The sequence below is a fragment of the Microbacterium sp. Be9 genome (assembly GCF_011754135.1).
GTDB classification, from domain to species: domain Bacteria; phylum Actinomycetota; class Actinomycetes; order Actinomycetales; family Microbacteriaceae; genus Microbacterium; species Microbacterium maritypicum_A.
The window spans coordinates 842,833-859,056 of the sequence record NZ_WNWT01000006.1 but is presented as its reverse complement, the minus strand read 5'-3'; the positions used below and the strand labels follow the sequence as shown (position 1 = coordinate 859,056).

Here is a 16,224-nt window from a genome sequence, read left to right as displayed (position 1 = left end):
CCGTTTGTGCAGGAATCTTTCCGTTAAAAGCTCCGATCGGAGGTCCCGATGTCCCTTCTTTCCGCCAACAGTTCCGCTGTTCAGGCCATCGTCGGCGAACCCGAGGTCGTCGAGGACGCATCGATCGCCGAGCAGTCGACCGCCTGGGCACAGCTCAAGGACGCGGCGATCGCGATCCGCGAGATGCAGATCAAGGACGGCTCGATCCCGGACGCCGCTCATCATGCCGCGGCCCGCGAGCTGGTCGGCGCCATCACCGCCGCGATCCACGCGCTCGCCCCGGCCTTCCCGCACGACGCCGAGTATCTCGCCGCCTCCGTGGTCGACTTCGACCGCTGGTCCGCCTCGGACTTCGGCGTGCCGGACTTCCTCGACTCGCTCATGGCCTTCCAGCCGCAGCAGCACCGCGTCGACGGCATCCGTCACCTCGTCGTGTTCCCGATGTACACGCAGAACGGATCGAGCGACCGCCTGGTCGAAGCGCTGATCGTCGAGACGATCTGGCCGGAGTTCATCGCGGCGCTCGAAGCGGGCGACTACGGCAACAAGCTGTTCGTCTCGCTGCGTCTGGTCGACTTCACGCCCGGATACGACACCAACTCGGCCGTGCTGTTCCCCGAGACCGTCGCGATGCGCGAGATCCCGTCCTTCACATGGGGCGCGATCTTCCAGGACCGCGAGGCGGCCCGCTACCGTCGCGTCACCCGTGCCGCTGCCGAGATCACCAACCTCGACCTGCCGGAGCGCGCGGCCGCGATGCTGGACGATCAGCAGGTGGCAGAGAAGACGTTCGTGATGTGGGACATCATCCACGACCGCACCCACATGCGTGGAGACCTGCCGTTCGACCCGTTCATGATCAAGCAGCGGATGCCGTTCTTCCTCTATTCGCTCGAGGAGATGCGCTGCGACATGACGGCGTTCCGCGAGTCCGTGAAGATCGAGCGCGCCCTCGCGGCACGCATCGACGCCGGCGAGGAGCTCACCGCGACCGAGCAGGAGATGCACGACTACGCGCACCTCGTGCAGTACGCGGTGATCTTCGACCGCATCTTCCGCTTCTCGATCACGGGCACCCGCACCCGCAACTACGACGCGGTCGGCGGGCAGCTGCTGTTCGCATGGCTGCACCAGCGCGGCGTGCTGCACTGGACCGACACCGCTCTGGCGTTCGACTGGGACAACGTGCCCGATGCCGTGGTGGCTCTGGGCGATGCGATCGACGACCTGTACTGGCACTCGATCGACCGCCCGAAGGTCGCGCACTGGCTCGCCGCATACGAACTGGTGCGCGGCACGCTCACCCCGCACCCGGCATCGCAGTGGGCTCGCGGACTCTCGGACGAGATCCTCGCCGGTGCGCCGAAGGGCTACACGGACGCCGTGATGGACGACGAGTTCCCGCTGTCGATGTTCTTCGAGACCCTCGACAAGAAGATGAAGCCGGTCATCGAGTCGACTGTCGGCATCCGCGGTACCGACGACTGAGGATGAAGACCACGCGCGCACCGCGCGCGTTCCGAGTGTGACGCTGGGGCGCACCGCGCTGCGGCCGGAACCTGTTCTGCGGATCTCTCCGCGGGTTCCGGCCGCAGAAGCCCCGACGACGCGGAAGAGTGGACACATGGCTGAACGCACCGATTCGAACGCCGCCGGACGCACCGTCATCCTCGCCGGAGCGACCAGCGCCGCCGGCCTCGCCGCCACACGCGCACTGGTCGCCGCGCATGCCCGTGTCATCGCCACCGGCCGCTCCGCGGAGCGCCTGCGGGAACTCGCAGATGCCGGGGCTCAGGTCGAGGTCGCCGATGCGACCTCCCTCGACGCGATGACCGCCGTGGCCTCGCGGATCGGCCCCGTGGATGCGGTGGTCCCGCTGGTCGGCGGCTGGCGCGGTGGTGGAGGGCTGGCCGGGCAATCCGACGCTGACTTCGCCGCACTGCTGCCGGCACTCGAAGCCGTGCGCGCCACGAGCCGGGCGTTCGACACTGCCCTGCGCGCCTCCGCGGCCGGACGCTTCGCGATCGTCTCCTCGACCGCCGTCGCACGTCCCCTCGCCGGCGGGGCGAACTACGCCGCCGTCAAGGCCGCGAGCGAAGCCTGGGCCCGAGCGGTCGCTCAGGGGTATGCCAAGGCGTCGCGCGAGGCCGGGGAGCCACTGCGGGCCGCATCCGTCGTGTTCCGCGCCCAGGCGCTCGACGCCGAGGTGCTCGCTGCACGGATCGTCGCGCTGTGGGATGCGGACGCCGCCGAGCTCAATGACCGGGTGTTCGACGTGGCCTGATTCCGCCCGGGATCACCGACGCGGTCCCCCGGATTCGGGGGGCATCCCCGGCACGACGGGCGGCGCGTCCGCACGCCGGGTCACGACGGGCTCGGTCTCGTCATCGTCCGGTGTCCGGTCCGAGATCTCCTCCTCCGCCCCCGCGACCTCCTGCTCCGGAGCCTCTGCGTACAGCTCTGTGAGCTTGCGATACGAGCGGGTGAAGAAGGCCAGGGTGGCGGCGACGACCATGATCAGTCCGGCGAACAGGCAGATGAGCGCGATGCCTCGAGCCTCTCCCTCGCCGAGCAGCCACCCCCACTGCCGCTGCCCCTGCGCCGTGTCCATGTACGGGATGATCAGGAACTCGGCGATCGGTGCGATCAGGAATGCGGTGATCGGGGCCGCTGCCGCCTCCATCGCGGCGGCCACTCCGAACACGCGCCCCTGCCGCTCGAACGGCACGACCTTCTGGATCACGGTCTGCTCGGCCGCCTCCACCGGAGGCACCAGCGCCATGTACACCCACATGCCGACCACATACAGCGGCCACCACTCCCGCAGCATGAACACGGAGCCCAGCAGCCCCATCGCGATGACCACGAGCAGCATCGTGCGCATCGGCTTCGGACCGAGACCGAACTTGGCCACGAGTCCCCCGCCGACCAGGAATCCGGTCGACGCGAACGCCAGGGCGAATCCCCAGGTCTGGGCGTCGAAGAGCGTCAGCCCGTAAGGATCCATGAGCGCCATGTAGACGCCGCCGATGAGGTTGTTGAACGTGGAGAAGATGATCAGTGCGAAGAGGCCGGGAGCCAGCCGGATGGCCCGCACGCTCCCCCGGAAGTCGAGCGCGCTCGACGCGTTCGGGTCGGGCTCCGGATTGCCCTCGGGGATGCGTACGAACAGCAGATGCACGAACGTGAGCGCCATGGCGGCGATCGCGATCGCGAGCGTCCACCCCATGCCGAGGAAGCCGATCGAGAGTCCCGAGAACACGCTCGTGACGAGGAAGGCGATGCCCTGCACCGTGCCGACCAGGCCGTTGGCGTTCGCACGTCTCTCTTCGGGGATGAGCAGGGTGACCGTCGTGGACAGCGCGATGTTGCGCAGCTGCTCGATGACTCCGCCGAACAGGATGATGCCAGAGAACAGCCAGAACCACGGTCCTCCCAGGTCGAGCAGGGCCGCCTCGGGCTGCCAGAGGTAGAGCACCCCGGCCACCATGAAAGCGACAGCCGAGATGACGCTCGAGATCACCATGACGGTGTGCTTGCGGTTTCGATCGACGATCGTGCCGAACGCCATCGCGAAGAACGCGACGAACAGCATGTAGGCACCGCCGATGATGCCCGTGGCCAGCACCGACTGCGTCTCGATGTAGACCCAGAACGTGAGCGCGAACCACAGGAAGCTCGTCGTCACGTTCGCGATGAGCGTGTTGACGAGGACGTTGGCGAAGGCCCTCTTCGCTGCGGTGCGCTGCATGCCTAAGAGGGTAGGACCGGCCTCCGACATCCGGAAGCCCCTCTCCGGACAGAGCATCGTCGTCGCACCGCGAGCACCGGCCGGACAATTAGGCTGGGGAGGTGAGCATCCAGCATGACCCCGCGATCCGGGGCTTCGCCAGTGACAACTACTCCGGTATCCACCCCGAGATCCTTGCGGCGATCGTCGCGGCGAACGGCGGCCACCAGAGCGCCTACGGCGAGGACGCGTACACCGCGCGCCTGCAGGAGGTCTTCCAGGAGCACTTCGGCGAGGGCGTGGAGGCGTTCCCGGTGTTCAACGGCACCGGCGCGAACGTGACCGGCCTGCAGTCGATGCTGCCGCGTTGGGGCGCGGTGATCGCCGCATCCACCGCGCACATCAACGTCGACGAGGCTGCGGCGCCCGAGAAGATCGGCGGCTTCAAGCTGCTCACGGTCGCCACCGACGACGGCAAGCTCACCCCCGAGCTGATCGACCGCGAGGCCTGGGGCTGGGGCGACGAGCACCGCGCGCAGCCGCTGGTCGTCTCGATCACCCAGACCACCGAGCTCGGCACGCTGTACACGGCCGAAGAGATCCGCACGATCGCCGACCACGTGCATGAGCGCGGCATGAAGCTGCACCTCGACGGCGCACGCCTCTCGAACGCCGCTGCCGCCCTCGACCTGCCGCTGCGCGCGTTCACCCGTGACGCGGGTGTCGACGTGCTCACCTTCGGCGGGACGAAGAACGGTGCCATGCTCGGCGAGGCGATCGTCGTGCTGAACCCCGAGGCCTCCCACGGACTGAAGTACTCGCGCAAGTTCAACATGCAGCTGTCGTCGAAGATGCGGTTCGTGTCGGCGCAGCTGATCGCCCTGCTCGAGAGCGACCTCTGGTTGCGCAACGCCCAGCACGCCAACGCCATGGCGGCCCGTCTGCGTTCCGAGATCGAGGCCGGCATCGCCGACGGCTCCATCCGGGGCGTCGGATTCACCCAGCCGACCCAGTCCAACGGCGTGTTCGCCACGCTCCCCGACGGCGTCGCCGACCAGCTCCGCGACTCGTTCCGCTTCTACGACTGGGACGCGGCGCGCAAGGAGGTGCGGTGGATGTGCGGCTTCGACACCGAGCAAGCCGACGTCGACGCCTTCGTCGCCGAACTCGCCCGGCTCACCACGGCCTGACCCTCCGCGAACGTCGGCGCAGAAGACGTCAGCGCAGCAGACCGAGGCTCGCGAGAGCCTGTCGGATGAGCGTGCCCCGGCCGTTCTCCATCTCGGCGGCGACCGCGTCGGAGCCGGCGGCCTCCGGCGAGAACCAGGTGACCTCGAGAGCGTCCTGACGCGGCTCGCACGTTCCCGTCACCGGCACCACGAACGCCAGCGACACGGCGTGCTGCCGATCGTCGTGGAACGCACTCACCCCGGGGATCGGGAAGTACTCGGCCACCGTGAACGGCAGCGGCTGCGGCGGCAGCAGCGGGAAGGCCATCGGGCCCAGGTCGTTCTCGACGTGGCGGAAGAGGGCGTCGCGGATCGTCTCACCGAAGCGGACGCGACCGGACACGATCGTGCGGGTCATCTCGCCCATCGGAGTGGAGCGCAGCAGGATGCCGATCTCGATCACCTGGCCGGAGCCGTCGGTGCGCACCGGGATCGCCTCGACGTAGAGCATCGGCAGACGGCGCCGAGCCTCTTCGAGCTCGAACTCGCTCAGCCAGCCGGGATTCGCGTCGGGCGCGGGCCGGTTCGAATCCGGGAAGTCGCCGAGACCGTCGTCATCGGGCTCCGGATCGGGATCAGGTGTGCGGACGGCCATGTGTCCTTTCTACCAGCCGCTTCTGCGAACCGACACCGCGCGCACGTCGGTCGCCCCTGGCAGGATGACGGTGTGAGCGAGAACCTGACGATCGACGACACCGCGACCCGATGGTCGTCCCCCGACCGCGCGGGGATGCCACTGCTGGTCCTGCTGCACGGCTACGGTGCCGACGAGCACGACCTGTTCGGCCTCGTCCCCTACCTCCCCGAGGGCATCGCCGTGGCGTCCGTGGCCGCGCCCCTCGCACCGCCGTGGCCGATGCCCGGGCGTTCCTGGTATCCGATCGAGGGGCTCGACGGGCGCAGCTCCGAGGCCGTGACCGCCGCCGCGGAGGCCTTTCTGCGCTGGCTCGACACCGCGGCGGCCGATGCCCCCTCGGTCGCCCTGCTCGGCTTCTCTCAGGGCGCGGCGGTGTCGCTGCAGGCTCTGCGCCTGGCCCCGGAGCGCTTCGGGGCCGTCGCGGTCCTGAGCGGGTATGCGGCACCGGGCGAGCTGCCGAACGACGAGTCGCTGGCAGAACTGCGCCCGCACGTGTTCTGGGGTCGGGGCACGCACGACGACGTCATCCCGCCCGCGTTGATCGATCACACCGCGCAGTGGCTGCCCGCGCACTCCGAGCTGTCCGGTCGCGTGTACACCGGACTCACCCACAGCATCTCCGAAGAGGAGCTGACCGACGTGCACCGGTTCTTCACGAAGTGGCTGGAGGGGATCACCACCGGCTGATCAGAGCTCGGGCTTCTCGTCGGGCTTCTCCGCGGAAGCGCCGGGATCGCCGTCAGGGCCGTCGTCGGTGTCGTCGCCGTCAGGGCCGTCGCTGTCAGGGCCGTCGTCAGGGTCGTCATCAGGGTCGCCCTCAGGCTGTCTTCCCGGGCGGGAACCCCCGCCCGACGTGATGGCGACGGAGAGCGCGACACCGATCGCCACTCCGATCCCGATACCGAGCGCCCAGTTCTGCAGGGCGGCACCCATCGACGCTCCGATCGCCACCCCGAGCGCGAGCCCCACGCCCAAGCCCATGCGCGAACGCGACTCCTGCGGACTCGGATTCTGATCTGCCATGACTCCACGGTACGGATCCGCCGGCTCGACGGCATCCCCCGCACGACGGATGTCCGACACGCCCGGGGGTTGCGCGATCCTGACAGCCCCGGGTATCGTCGGGGAGTCCTGTCCGCCGTGTCTGGAAGTCCTTTGATCTGATCCGTCGCCTCCGCGCTCTTCCTTCCGCGCGCTGACCCGACGATCGCCGACTCCACGGCAGACCCTCTCCTCTCGCATCCTGTGACGCGTGTCACGGCCCGGCAGAGGCTCGGTGTCAGTGCACCCTCGCACTCGACAGGAGACACTCATGTCAACTCCCACCACTCTTCACGCGTCGGTCATCCTCGACCGGCTCACCTTCACCTGGCCCGACGGCTCGGTCGCGCTCGACGGCGTCTCGGGCGCATTCGGCTCTGGACGCACCGGACTGGTCGGTCGCAACGGCGCGGGCAAGTCGACGTTGCTGCGGCTGATGGCCGGCGAGCTCGAACCGACCTCGGGCATGGTCACGGCATCCGGCGAGGTCGCGTACCTTCCGCAGCAGCTGACTCTCGACGTCGACCGCCGCGTCGCCGAGCTTCTCGGAGTGTCGGAGGCGCTCGACGCCGTGCGGGCGATCAGCGCCGGCGACGTCGATCCCGCCCACTTCGACGCGGTCGGCGACGACTGGGACATCGAGGCGCGCGCCGAGGCGTCCCTGGCGGAGGCCGGTCTCGCGCCGGACTTCCTCGACCGCAGGGTCGGAGAGCTCTCCGGCGGGGAGGCCGTGCTCGTGGCGATCGCCGGCATCCGCCTGCGCCGCGCACCGATCACGCTCCTCGACGAGCCGACCAACAACCTCGACCGTGACGCCAGGGCGAAGCTCGCGGCGATGGTGCGCGCCTGGAAAGGCACGCTCATCGTCGTCAGCCACGACCTGTCGCTGCTCGAGCTGATGGACGACACCGCCGAGCTCTACGCCCAGACCTTGAGCGTTTTCGGCGGTCCGTATTCGGAATGGCGTGCGTGGCTGGACGCCGAGCAGGATGCCGCGAAGCAGGCCGAGGTCACCGCCGCCCAGGTGCTCCGCAAGGAGAAACGGCAGCGGATCGAAGCCGAGGTGAAGCTCGCCCACCGCGCGCGCACGGCGAAGAAGGCGGAGATCGAGAAGCGGGTCCCGAAGATCGTCGCGCACGGCCGGAAGATGGCCGCCGAGGTATCGGCCGGCAGGCTCCGCACCGAGGTCGGAGCGAAGGAGGATGCCGCGCGCTCGGTGCTCGACGAGGCCGGGCGACGGGTACGCTCCGATTCGTCGATGAAGATCGAGCTGCCCGACCCGCAGGTGTCGCGCAGCCGCCGCATCGCGACGGTCGGCGATCACGAACGCGCGTGGGTGATCCAGGGGCCGGAGCGGGTCGCGCTGATCGGACGCAACGGCGCGGGGAAGACCACGCTGCTGGAGCGGTTGGTCGCCACCGGCGTTCACAGCTCAGGAACAATGACTCCCGTCGGGCCGCAGGGGCGGGAAGGAAGCGGATCCGAGACGGAGGTCCTGAGTTCCGTACGGCCAGCCCTGCATGCCGAAGCCCATACCGACCTGATCGGCTACCTGCCGCAGCGGGTCGACGGCCTCGACGAGGCGCGGTCGGTGTTCGAGAACATCGCGGCCGCGGCGCCGCACGTCCCGGAGAAGGAGCTGCGCAACCGCCTCGCGCGGTTCCTCATCCGAGGGGCCACCGCCGAGCGACCGGTCGCCGCCCTCTCCGGTGGCGAACGCTTCCGCGTCGCGCTGGCGAAGCTGCTGCTCGCCGACCCGGCACCCCACCTCGTGGTGCTGGACGAGCCGACGAACAACCTCGACCTCGACACGGTCGACCAGCTCGTCGACGCCCTCCGCGCCTATCGCGGGGCCGTGCTCATCGTGAGTCACGACGATGCGTTCCTGCGGCGGCTCGACCTCGATCTGACACTCCAGATCGACGCCGACGGCGCGCTCCAGGAGGTCTCGCTGGAGCAGTGACGCGCGGGAGGACGACAACGCGCGGAAGACGACGACGCGCGCCGGGACTCCGTTTCCTCGGCGCGCGCCGTCGTCGCACCGGAACCGTCAGACGAGGCCGACCTCGTAGGCGAGGATGACGGCCTGCACGCGGTCGCGCAGATCGAGCTTGAGCAGGATGCGGCCGACGTGGGTCTTCACCGTCGACTCCGACACGAACAGGCTCTCGCCGATCTCGGTGTTGTTGTATCCCTTGGCGATCGCGAGGAAGACATCCCGCTCGCGTTCGGTCAACACGTCCAGCCGTGAATCGACCGCCTCGGCCTGTCGGGGAAGACGGGTGGCGAACAGGTCGAGCATCGACCGCGTGACGCGCGGCGAGACGAGGGCGTCACCGGCGGCGATCGCGCGGATCGCGGCGGTCAGCTGCGCGGGCGGGGTGTTCTTCAGCAGGAACCCGCTCGCTCCTGCGCGGAGGCTGCCAAACGCGTACTCGTCGAGGTCGAAGGTCGTGAGCACCAGCACCCGGCTCGACGGCGTGCTCCGCACGATGCGCCTGGTCGCCTCGATCCCGTCCATCTCCGGCATCCGGATGTCCATCAGGATCACATCGGGTCGCAGATCGGCCGCGAGGTGCACGGCCTCCGCTCCTGAGACGGCCTCCCCGACCACCTGCATGTCATCTTCGGCATCGAGCACCATCCGCATGCCGCGACGGATCAACTCGTGGTCGTCCACGATGAGCAGCCGGATCTTCTCCTCGGTCATCCCTGTTCCTCCTGTTCGGGAAGTTCCACCCGCACGCGCCATCCGCCCTCGGGGAGCGGACCGGCGTCGACCGTCCCGCCGGCCAGCCGCGCGCGTTCCCGCACGCCCACGAGGCCGCGGCCCGATCCGACCGAGACCGCCGGCGGGCCCTGCCGGCCGTCATCGGTGACCTCGATCACGAGGACCTCTCCACGGAAATCGAGACTCACGAGCACCTCACGCGGGTCCTTGGCATAGCGCAGCGCATTCGTGAGCGCCTCCTGCACGATGCGGTGGATCGTGTTCTGCAGCGCCGGTGCCCCGGGCGCCGCCCCTTGCATATGCACCGTCACCGGCAGACCCGCGGAGCGGAAGGTCTCGACCAGCGCCGTGAGTTCCGCCAGTCCGGGGTTGGGGCGCAGCGGGCTCTGCTCCTCGCCGTCGTCCGCGTCGTCGCCGAGCGCGCCCAGCAGCTGGCGCATCTCGACGAGCGATTGCCGTCCGACCTCGCCGATCTCCTGGATGGCGCTGCGCGAACGCTGCGGATCCTTCTCCGCGAGCGCGCCGGCGCCGTCGGCGAGCGACACCATGACCGACACGCTGTGCGCGACGACGTCGTGGATCTCGCGGGTGATCCTCGCGCGCTCGGCCAGCGTCGCGATCCGCGCCTGCTGGTCACGTTCGCGTGCGAGCTGGTTGGCGCGGTCGAGGATCGCCCCGATGTAGCGCCGCCGGTCACCCACGGTGACTCCGAGGAGCGCGGCGATCAGCATCACGACGAGGAACAGCAGGCTGCCCGGCACATACGTGAAGCCGCCATCGGGGGCACCGCGGCGCAGCCAGTCGAGAGCGGGGAGCACCACGACCCCGGCCAGCACCGTCACCCCGAAGGCGACCCATCCGCTGCGATTCGAGCGGTAGACGAAGAGCGCGTAGAGGGCGAAGCCGACGCCGATCGGCTCGGCAGGCGTGTCGGCGATGAGCGCGACGACCGCGACGACCGCGAAGACCGCGAACGTGAGCCACGGCCGATGCCTGCGGAAGAGGAGTCCTCCCGCCGCAAGAACGCCCAGCACGATAGGGACGACGATCGGAGCGAGCGGGGACCAGTCGCCCGAGGAGAGGGGAGCGACGACCGCCCAGAACACGCTCACGACGAGGTAGGCGAAGGCGAGCAGACCGTCGAAGAGCCAGGGGTGGTTTCCCCAGAACCGCCGGACAATCCCCGGCGGCCGCGGCAGGTCCACCGACCGGACCCCGCTCTCGCCGACGGATGCTGACTCTCGCATGTGACGACTCTACGCACCGCACGTCGGGTTCCTCAGCGGGAGACGGCGACGAGCGCACCCGTCGCGGTGCGACGCGCGGTGCTCTGATGCGAGTCGAGGGTCGGCGCCACCGGTTTCCACGTCTCGCGCCGCACCCGTCGACGCCGCTGCGCGACCGCCGTGTCCATTCCGAGGATCGCGAGCCACCCCATGCCGATGGTGGTCGCGACGAGCTCGAAGATGCTGCCGATGTCCGTGCGGAACTGCAGCAGGGAGAGGATGCCTCCCGCCGCGGCGATCACGGCCGTCGAGATGCCCGCGCCGAGCGAGAGCACCCGGAGCGTGCGCCGACCTTCGACGAAGGAGACCTGCAGCATCGCGAACGCGGCCAGGGCGAAGGCGAGCACGGCGACCGTGGTGTGCACCAGATCCTGCCAGGTGAACGCGGGCCCCACCGGCAGCGGGCACCCGGTCGTGCACGTGACCTGCGAGGCCACCAGGAACAGCGATGATGCCATCGCCACCGAGAACGACGGCGACCAGATGCTCAACCACGGCACCGTCGAACGCAGCCCGCGCGAGGCCCAGGCCACAGCGAAGCCACCGGTGACGAGGAGCAGCAGTGCGAGCTCGAACCATCCCGCGGTCGGCTCGCCGTCGGCTCCGAGTCCGCTCACATACAGGACGCGGTCGATGCTCAGACGGGCGACCCAGATGATGGTCAGCGCGACGGCGACGAGCAGGCTTCCGACGATCGAGGCGACGATGCGGAGAGCGTTTCCGGCGGACGGAGGGGTGGTGTTCTCGGTGGGCATAGGGAGACGGTATGAGCGGAGGGAACCCGGTCGCGTCGGCCCGGAGTGCCCACTGTCGAGGGGCGTCGTACCGAGGTACGACGCCCCTTCGCCGTCGCGATGTGAGGGGAACGACCTCCGCCGAAAGCCGTCGCTTCGCGGTCGCGGGAGGTGTGCGCATGCGAACCTCCCGCCTTCCGCCGACATCGTTCACGACCCCGATGTCCCCGGCCTCGACGAAGATGGAGGGATGAGCGACGTGCTCGACCGTTTCACCTCCGCGACGCAGGACTGGTTCCGGGGGGCCTTCCCCGCGCCCACGCCGGCGCAGGCAGGCGCCTGGAATGCGATCTCCGCGGGCAAGCATGCGCTCGTGGTGGCACCGACCGGGTCGGGCAAGACACTGTCGGCGTTCCTGTGGGCGATCGACAGCGTGTTCCGGGAGCGCATGGCGGAGACCGCCCCTCCGGCGAAGGGCGAGCCACGCACGCGCATCCTCTACATCTCTCCGTTGAAAGCACTCGGCGTCGACGTCGAGCGCAACCTCCGCTCGCCCCTGATCGGCATCGGACAGTCGGCCAGACGGCTCGGAGTCCCGGCGCCGGCGGTGACGGTCGGCGTGCGCTCGGGCGACACGACCTCGAGCGACCGACGCAAGCTCGTGTCCGACCCGCCCGACATCCTCATCACGACCCCCGAGTCTCTGTACCTCATGCTGACGAGCCGCGCAGGTGAGACGCTGCGCGGCGTGCACACCGTGATCATCGACGAGGTGCACGCGGTCGCCGCCACCAAGCGCGGCGCGCACCTCGCCGTGAGCCTGGAGCGTCTCGACGCGCTGCGCCGCGCGAACGGCATCGAGACTCCCGCGCAGCGCATCGGACTCTCGGCCACCGTCCGCCCGATCGACGAGGTCGCCCGGTTCCTCGGCGGCTCGGCTCCGGTCGAGATCGTCGCGCCCCCCGCATCCAAGACCTTCGAGCTCGGCGTGGTCGTGCCGATGGATGACATGACCAACCCGCCGCCCCCTCCCGGTGTGCCGGGGGATGCCGCCGATGCCGAGTACTCCGAGGTCACCGGCTCGGTCTGGCCGCACGTCGAGGAGGCGATCGTCGACCGCATCCTGCAGAACAACTCGACGATCGTGTTCGCCAACTCCCGTCGGCTCGCCGAGCGCCTCACCGGGCGTCTGAACGAGATCTACTCCGAGCGGATCGGCGTCGAACTTCCGGCGGCGACCGTACCCGCCGCCATGAGGGCGCAGGCCGGAGCGACCGCAGGTGCCGATCCCGTGCTCGCGAAGGCGCACCACGGTTCGGTCTCGAAGGAGCAGCGCGCGCAGGTCGAGGAAGAGCTCAAGTCCGGCGTGCTGCGCTGCGTCGTCGCGACGAGCAGCCTCGAGCTCGGCATCGACATGGGAGCGGTCGACCTCGTGATCCAGGTCGAGGCACCGCCCTCGGCGGCCTCCGGTCTGCAGCGGGTGGGCCGCGCCGGTCACCAGGTGGGCGAGATCAGTCGCGCCGCGCTCTTCCCGAAGCACCGCGGCGACGTGCTGCACACCGCGATCGTGACCGAGCGGATGCTCGCGGGCAAGATCGAGGCGATCCAGGTGCCGCGCAACCCGCTCGACATCCTCGCGCAGCAGACCGTCGCCGCGAGCGCCCTCGGAGCCATCGGGGTCGAGGAGTGGTTCGAGACTGTTCGCCGGTCGGCGCCCTTCCAGGCTCTTCCTCGTTCGGCCTACGAGGCGACGCTCGATCTGCTGGCCGGTCGATTCCCGTCCGACGAGTTCGCCGAGCTGCGCCCCCGACTGGTGTGGGATCGCGATGCCGGCACGCTGACCGGGCGACCGGGAGCACAGCGGATCGCGGTGACCAGTGGCGGCACGATCCCGGACCGCGGCCTGTTCGGCGTCTTCGTCGCCGGCGAATCGACGGGCGCGCGGGTCGGCGAGCTCGACGAGGAGATGGTCTACGAGTCGCGGGTGGGAGACGTGTTCACGCTCGGTACGACGAGCTGGCGGATCGCGGAGATCACCCACGACCGCGTCAACGTGATCCCGGCCTACGGGCAGCCGGGCAAGGTGCCGTTCTGGCACGGCGACGGGATCGGCCGCCCGTTCGAGCTCGGCGAGGCTCTGGGCGCGTTCTCCCGTGAGGTGTCGGCGGCCACTCCCGAGAAGGCGGCGCAGAGACTGATCGACGCCGGACTCGACGAGCAGGCGCGCGCGAACCTCATGGCGCACCTGACCGAGCAGCGCGAAGCGACGGGCACGCTCCCGACCGACCGCACGCTCACCGTCGAACGCGGTCGCGACGAGGTCGGCGACTGGCGTGTCATCCTGCATTCCCCCTACGGCATGAAGGTGCACGCACCCTGGGCGCTGGCGATCAACGCCCGGGTGCGTGAGCGCCTCGGCGTCGAGGGGTCGGCGGTCGCGAGCGACGACGGCATCATCGTGCGCATCCCCGACGCCGAGGCCGAGCCGCCCGGCGCAGAGCTGTTCGTGTTCGAGCCCGACGAGCTGGAACACCTGGTCACCGAAGAGGTGGGCGGCTCCGCCCTGTTCGCCTCCCGCTTCCGCGAGTGCGCGGCGCGGGCACTGCTCATGCCCCGCATGAACCCCAACAAGCGCACCCCGCTGTGGCAGCAGCGACAGCGGTCGGCTCAGCTGCTCGAGGTGGCCAGGCGCCATCCGACCTTCCCGGTGATCCTCGAGACCCTGCGCGAAGTGCTGCAGGACGTCTACGACCTCCCCTCGTTGCGCACCCTCGCGACGTCGATCGCCGACCGCCGCATCCGCCTCGTCGAGACCGAGCCCGGCCAGCCCTCGCCGTATGCCCGTGACCTGCTGTTCGGCTACGTGGGCGCCTTCATGTACGAGGGCGACTCCCCTCTCGCCGAGCGCAGAGCGGCCGCTCTCTCGGTCGACCCCGCACTGCTCGGCGAGCTGCTGGGCACGGTCGAGCTGCGCGAACTGCTCGACCCCGACGTGATCGCCCAGTTCGAGCGCGAGGCGCAGCGTCTCGACCCCGATCGCCGAGCGCGCGGACTCGAGGGCGTCGCCGACCTGCTGCGGATGCTCGGCCCCCTCGACGCCGACGAGGCGACGGCCCGCCTCGACCCCGACTCGATCGTCGACACCTCGGCAGCCGCCCTGCTCGACGAGTTGATCACCGCGCGCCGGGCGATCCCCGTGACCATCGCCGGCACGAGCCGGGTCGCGGCGATCGAAGATGCAGGACGCCTGCGCGATGCCCTGGGCGCTGCGCTCCCGACCGGTGTCCCTGTCGCCTTCCTCGAACCCGTCGCCGACCCGCTCGGCGACCTCGTCGCCCGCCATGCCCGCACGCACAGCCCGTTCACGACGGATGCCATCGCCGCCCGGTTCGGACTCGGCGCCGCGGTGGCCCGGCACACCCTGCAGCGCCTCGAGACCGCGGGGCGGATCACGAGCGGCTACTTCCTGCCGGAGGCGGCGGGCAGCGGCGATGCGATCGAATGGTGCGACACCGAGGTGCTGCGCCGCCTGCGGATGCGCTCGCTCGCCGCGATCCGTGGATCGGTCGAACCGGTCTCCCCCGAGGCGTACGCCCGATTCCTGCCCGACTGGCAGCACATCGGTCGCCCCCTCGACGGCGTCGACGGCGTGCTCAGCGTGATCGAGCAGTTCGCCGGTGTTCCGATTCCCGCGAGCGCCTGGGAATCGTTGGTCCTCCCCTCCCGCGTGCGCGACTACTCCCCCGGGATGCTGGATGAGCTGACGGCCGCCGGCGAGGTCATCTGGTCGGGGCACGGCACGCTTCCGGGGCGCGACGGCTGGGTGTCGCTGCATCCCGCCGACATCGCGCCCTTCACCCTCCCGGAGCGCGACGCCGAGATCGCCTCCGACTCCCTGGAATCACGTATCCTCATCGCCCTCGACGTCGGCGGCGCCTACTTCGCCGGCCAGCTGAAAGAGATGGCCGCGGCCGAGAACGAGCAGTCCGTGCTCGAGGCGCTGTGGTCGCTGACGTGGTCGGGCTACGTCACCAACGACACCTTCGCCCCGATCCGCTCTCTTCTCGCCGGCGGCTCGCAGGCACACAAGGTGAAGCGCCGCGCCCCCCGTGCCCGCACCTACCGCGGCGTGTCCTTCACCGGATCCGCCGCACCGCGGCCCGCGTCGATCGGCGGACGCTGGTCGCTGCTGCCCGCACTCGAGACCGATCCCTCCCGTCGGGCGACCGTCACCGCCGGCCTCCTGCTCGACCGCTACGGCGTCGTGACCCGCGGCGCCGTGCAGGCCGAAGGCGTGCCCGGCGGCTTCGCGCAGGCCTATCGAGTGCTCGCCGGTTTCGAAGAGGCGGGGCACTGTCGCCGCGGCTACGTGATCGAGAAGCTCGGCGCCGCGCAATTCGCCGCCTCAGGCACCGTCGACCGACTGCGCACCTACGCGGGCCTCGCCGATCCACCACCCCGCACGGCCGTCACCCTCGCCGCGACCGACCCCGCGAACCCCTACGGTGCGGCGCTCGGCTGGCCCAAGCTCGACGGGGTGTCGCACCGCCCCGGGCGCAAGGCGGGAGGTCTGGTCGTCCTGGTCGACGGCACCCTGGTGCTCTCCCTGGAACGCGGTGGCCGCACGGTGCTGTCGTTCAGCGATGACGTCGACGTGCTGCGTGCCGCCACCGCCGACCTCGCTGCCACCGCGCGCAGCCGACGCCTCGATACCCTCACCGTCGAGAAGATCAACGGCGAGGGGGTCTACGGCACCGCACTCGCGCTCGCCCTGCAGGAGGCCGGCTTCGTGGCGACGCCGCGCGGATACACCCTCCGCAAGGTCGTCTGAGCGAT

At 70.0% G+C, this 16,224-nt stretch carries 12 protein-coding genes; 6 read left to right on the top strand and 6 right to left on the bottom strand.

The annotated features are described in order from the left end of the window. The first annotated feature begins 48 nt into the window (after positions 1-48). Together GLO27_RS15000 and GLO27_RS14995 are read left to right on the top strand one after the other, a co-directional pair. Entirely contained in the window at positions 49-1,488 is a 1,440-nt protein-coding gene (locus GLO27_RS15000) for a DUF6421 family protein (RefSeq protein WP_029260009.1), read from the top strand. A gap of 136 nt (positions 1,489-1,624) precedes the next feature. Continuing rightward, positions 1,625-2,284 carry an SDR family oxidoreductase gene (locus GLO27_RS14995; RefSeq protein WP_167255559.1) on the top strand — a complete coding sequence of 220 codons (660 nt, stop codon included), beginning with the start codon at positions 1,625-1,627 and terminating at the stop codon, positions 2,282-2,284. A 12-nt stretch (positions 2,285-2,296) separates the two neighbouring features. Here GLO27_RS14995 and GLO27_RS14990 read toward each other — a convergent pair whose 3' ends face one another. Continuing rightward, positions 2,297-3,751 (bottom strand): MFS transporter, encoded by a 1,455-nt coding sequence (locus GLO27_RS14990; protein WP_167255557.1) that lies wholly within the window; start codon positions 3,749-3,751, stop codon positions 2,297-2,299. 101 nt (positions 3,752-3,852) lie between these two features. Here GLO27_RS14990 and GLO27_RS14985 point away from each other — a divergent pair, with 101 nt between their 5' ends. Further along, complete coding sequence (locus GLO27_RS14985; RefSeq protein ID WP_167255555.1) at positions 3,853-4,920, top strand: low specificity L-threonine aldolase; 1,068 nt, start codon at positions 3,853-3,855, stop codon at positions 4,918-4,920. A 28-nt stretch (positions 4,921-4,948) separates the two neighbouring features. Here GLO27_RS14985 and GLO27_RS14980 read toward each other — a convergent pair whose 3' ends face one another. Next, positions 4,949-5,554, bottom strand: coding sequence for an NUDIX hydrolase family protein (locus tag GLO27_RS14980; protein ID WP_021201180.1), 606 nt, complete (start codon positions 5,552-5,554; stop codon positions 4,949-4,951). A 72-nt stretch (positions 5,555-5,626) separates the two neighbouring features. Here GLO27_RS14980 and GLO27_RS14975 point away from each other — a divergent pair, with 72 nt between their 5' ends. Beyond that, entirely contained in the window at positions 5,627-6,283 is a 657-nt protein-coding gene (locus GLO27_RS14975; protein ID WP_167255553.1) for an alpha/beta fold hydrolase, read from the top strand. Here GLO27_RS14975 and GLO27_RS14970 read toward each other — a convergent pair whose 3' ends face one another. Further along, complete coding sequence (locus tag GLO27_RS14970) at positions 6,284-6,619, bottom strand: hypothetical protein (RefSeq protein WP_167254877.1); 336 nt, start codon at positions 6,617-6,619, stop codon at positions 6,284-6,286. Between the two features lie 289 nt (positions 6,620-6,908). On the opposite strand from GLO27_RS14970, the gene GLO27_RS14965 reads away from it, so the two are divergent. Further along, positions 6,909-8,600: an ATP-binding cassette domain-containing protein gene (locus GLO27_RS14965; protein ID WP_167255551.1), complete on the top strand. Its 1,692-nt coding sequence runs from the start codon at positions 6,909-6,911 to the stop codon at positions 8,598-8,600. Between the two features lie 87 nt (positions 8,601-8,687). On the opposite strand, the gene GLO27_RS14960 is transcribed toward GLO27_RS14965, so the two are convergent. Genes GLO27_RS14960 through GLO27_RS14950 form a run of 3 tightly spaced genes read right to left on the bottom strand, consistent with a single transcriptional unit; the run spans position 8,688 to position 11,409 of the window. Further along, positions 8,688-9,347, bottom strand: a complete 660-nt coding sequence (locus tag GLO27_RS14960) for a response regulator transcription factor (RefSeq protein ID WP_029260003.1) — start codon at positions 9,345-9,347, stop codon at positions 8,688-8,690. Beyond that, positions 9,344-10,615: a sensor histidine kinase gene (locus GLO27_RS14955; RefSeq protein WP_167255549.1), complete on the bottom strand. Its 1,272-nt coding sequence runs from the start codon at positions 10,613-10,615 to the stop codon at positions 9,344-9,346. Before GLO27_RS14955 ends, GLO27_RS14960 begins: the two co-directional genes overlap by 4 nt. Positions 10,616-10,647: 32 nt before the next feature. Continuing rightward, on the bottom strand, positions 10,648-11,409 hold the full coding sequence (locus GLO27_RS14950; RefSeq protein WP_208323800.1) for a DUF998 domain-containing protein: 762 nt from the start codon (positions 11,407-11,409) through the stop codon (positions 10,648-10,650). A 229-nt stretch (positions 11,410-11,638) separates the two neighbouring features. On the opposite strand from GLO27_RS14950, the gene GLO27_RS14945 reads away from it, so the two are divergent. Further along, on the top strand, positions 11,639-16,219 hold the full coding sequence (locus GLO27_RS14945; RefSeq protein ID WP_167255547.1) for an ATP-dependent helicase: 4,581 nt from the start codon (positions 11,639-11,641) through the stop codon (positions 16,217-16,219). Positions 16,220-16,224 lie beyond the last annotated feature (5 nt).

Coding starts and splice junctions, on each gene's coding strand:
- GLO27_RS15000 (WP_029260009.1), top strand. CDS start 49: ATGTCCCTTCTTTCCGCCAACAGTTCCGCTGTTCAGGCCATCGTCGGC.
- GLO27_RS14995 (WP_167255559.1), top strand. CDS start 1,625: ATGGCTGAACGCACCGATTCGAACGCCGCCGGACGCACCGTCATCCTC.
- GLO27_RS14990 (WP_167255557.1), bottom strand. CDS start 3,751: ATGCAGCGCACCGCAGCGAAGAGGGCCTTCGCCAACGTCCTCGTCAAC.
- GLO27_RS14980 (WP_021201180.1), bottom strand. CDS start 5,554: ATGGCCGTCCGCACACCTGATCCCGATCCGGAGCCCGATGACGACGGT.
- GLO27_RS14970 (WP_167254877.1), bottom strand. CDS start 6,619: ATGGCAGATCAGAATCCGAGTCCGCAGGAGTCGCGTTCGCGCATGGGC.
- GLO27_RS14965 (WP_167255551.1), top strand. CDS start 6,909: ATGTCAACTCCCACCACTCTTCACGCGTCGGTCATCCTCGACCGGCTC.
- GLO27_RS14960 (WP_029260003.1), bottom strand. CDS start 9,347: ATGACCGAGGAGAAGATCCGGCTGCTCATCGTGGACGACCACGAGTTG.
- GLO27_RS14955 (WP_167255549.1), bottom strand. CDS start 10,615: ATGCGAGAGTCAGCATCCGTCGGCGAGAGCGGGGTCCGGTCGGTGGAC.
- GLO27_RS14950 (WP_208323800.1), bottom strand. CDS start 11,409: ATGCCCACCGAGAACACCACCCCTCCGTCCGCCGGAAACGCTCTCCGC.
- GLO27_RS14945 (WP_167255547.1), top strand. CDS start 11,639: ATGAGCGACGTGCTCGACCGTTTCACCTCCGCGACGCAGGACTGGTTC.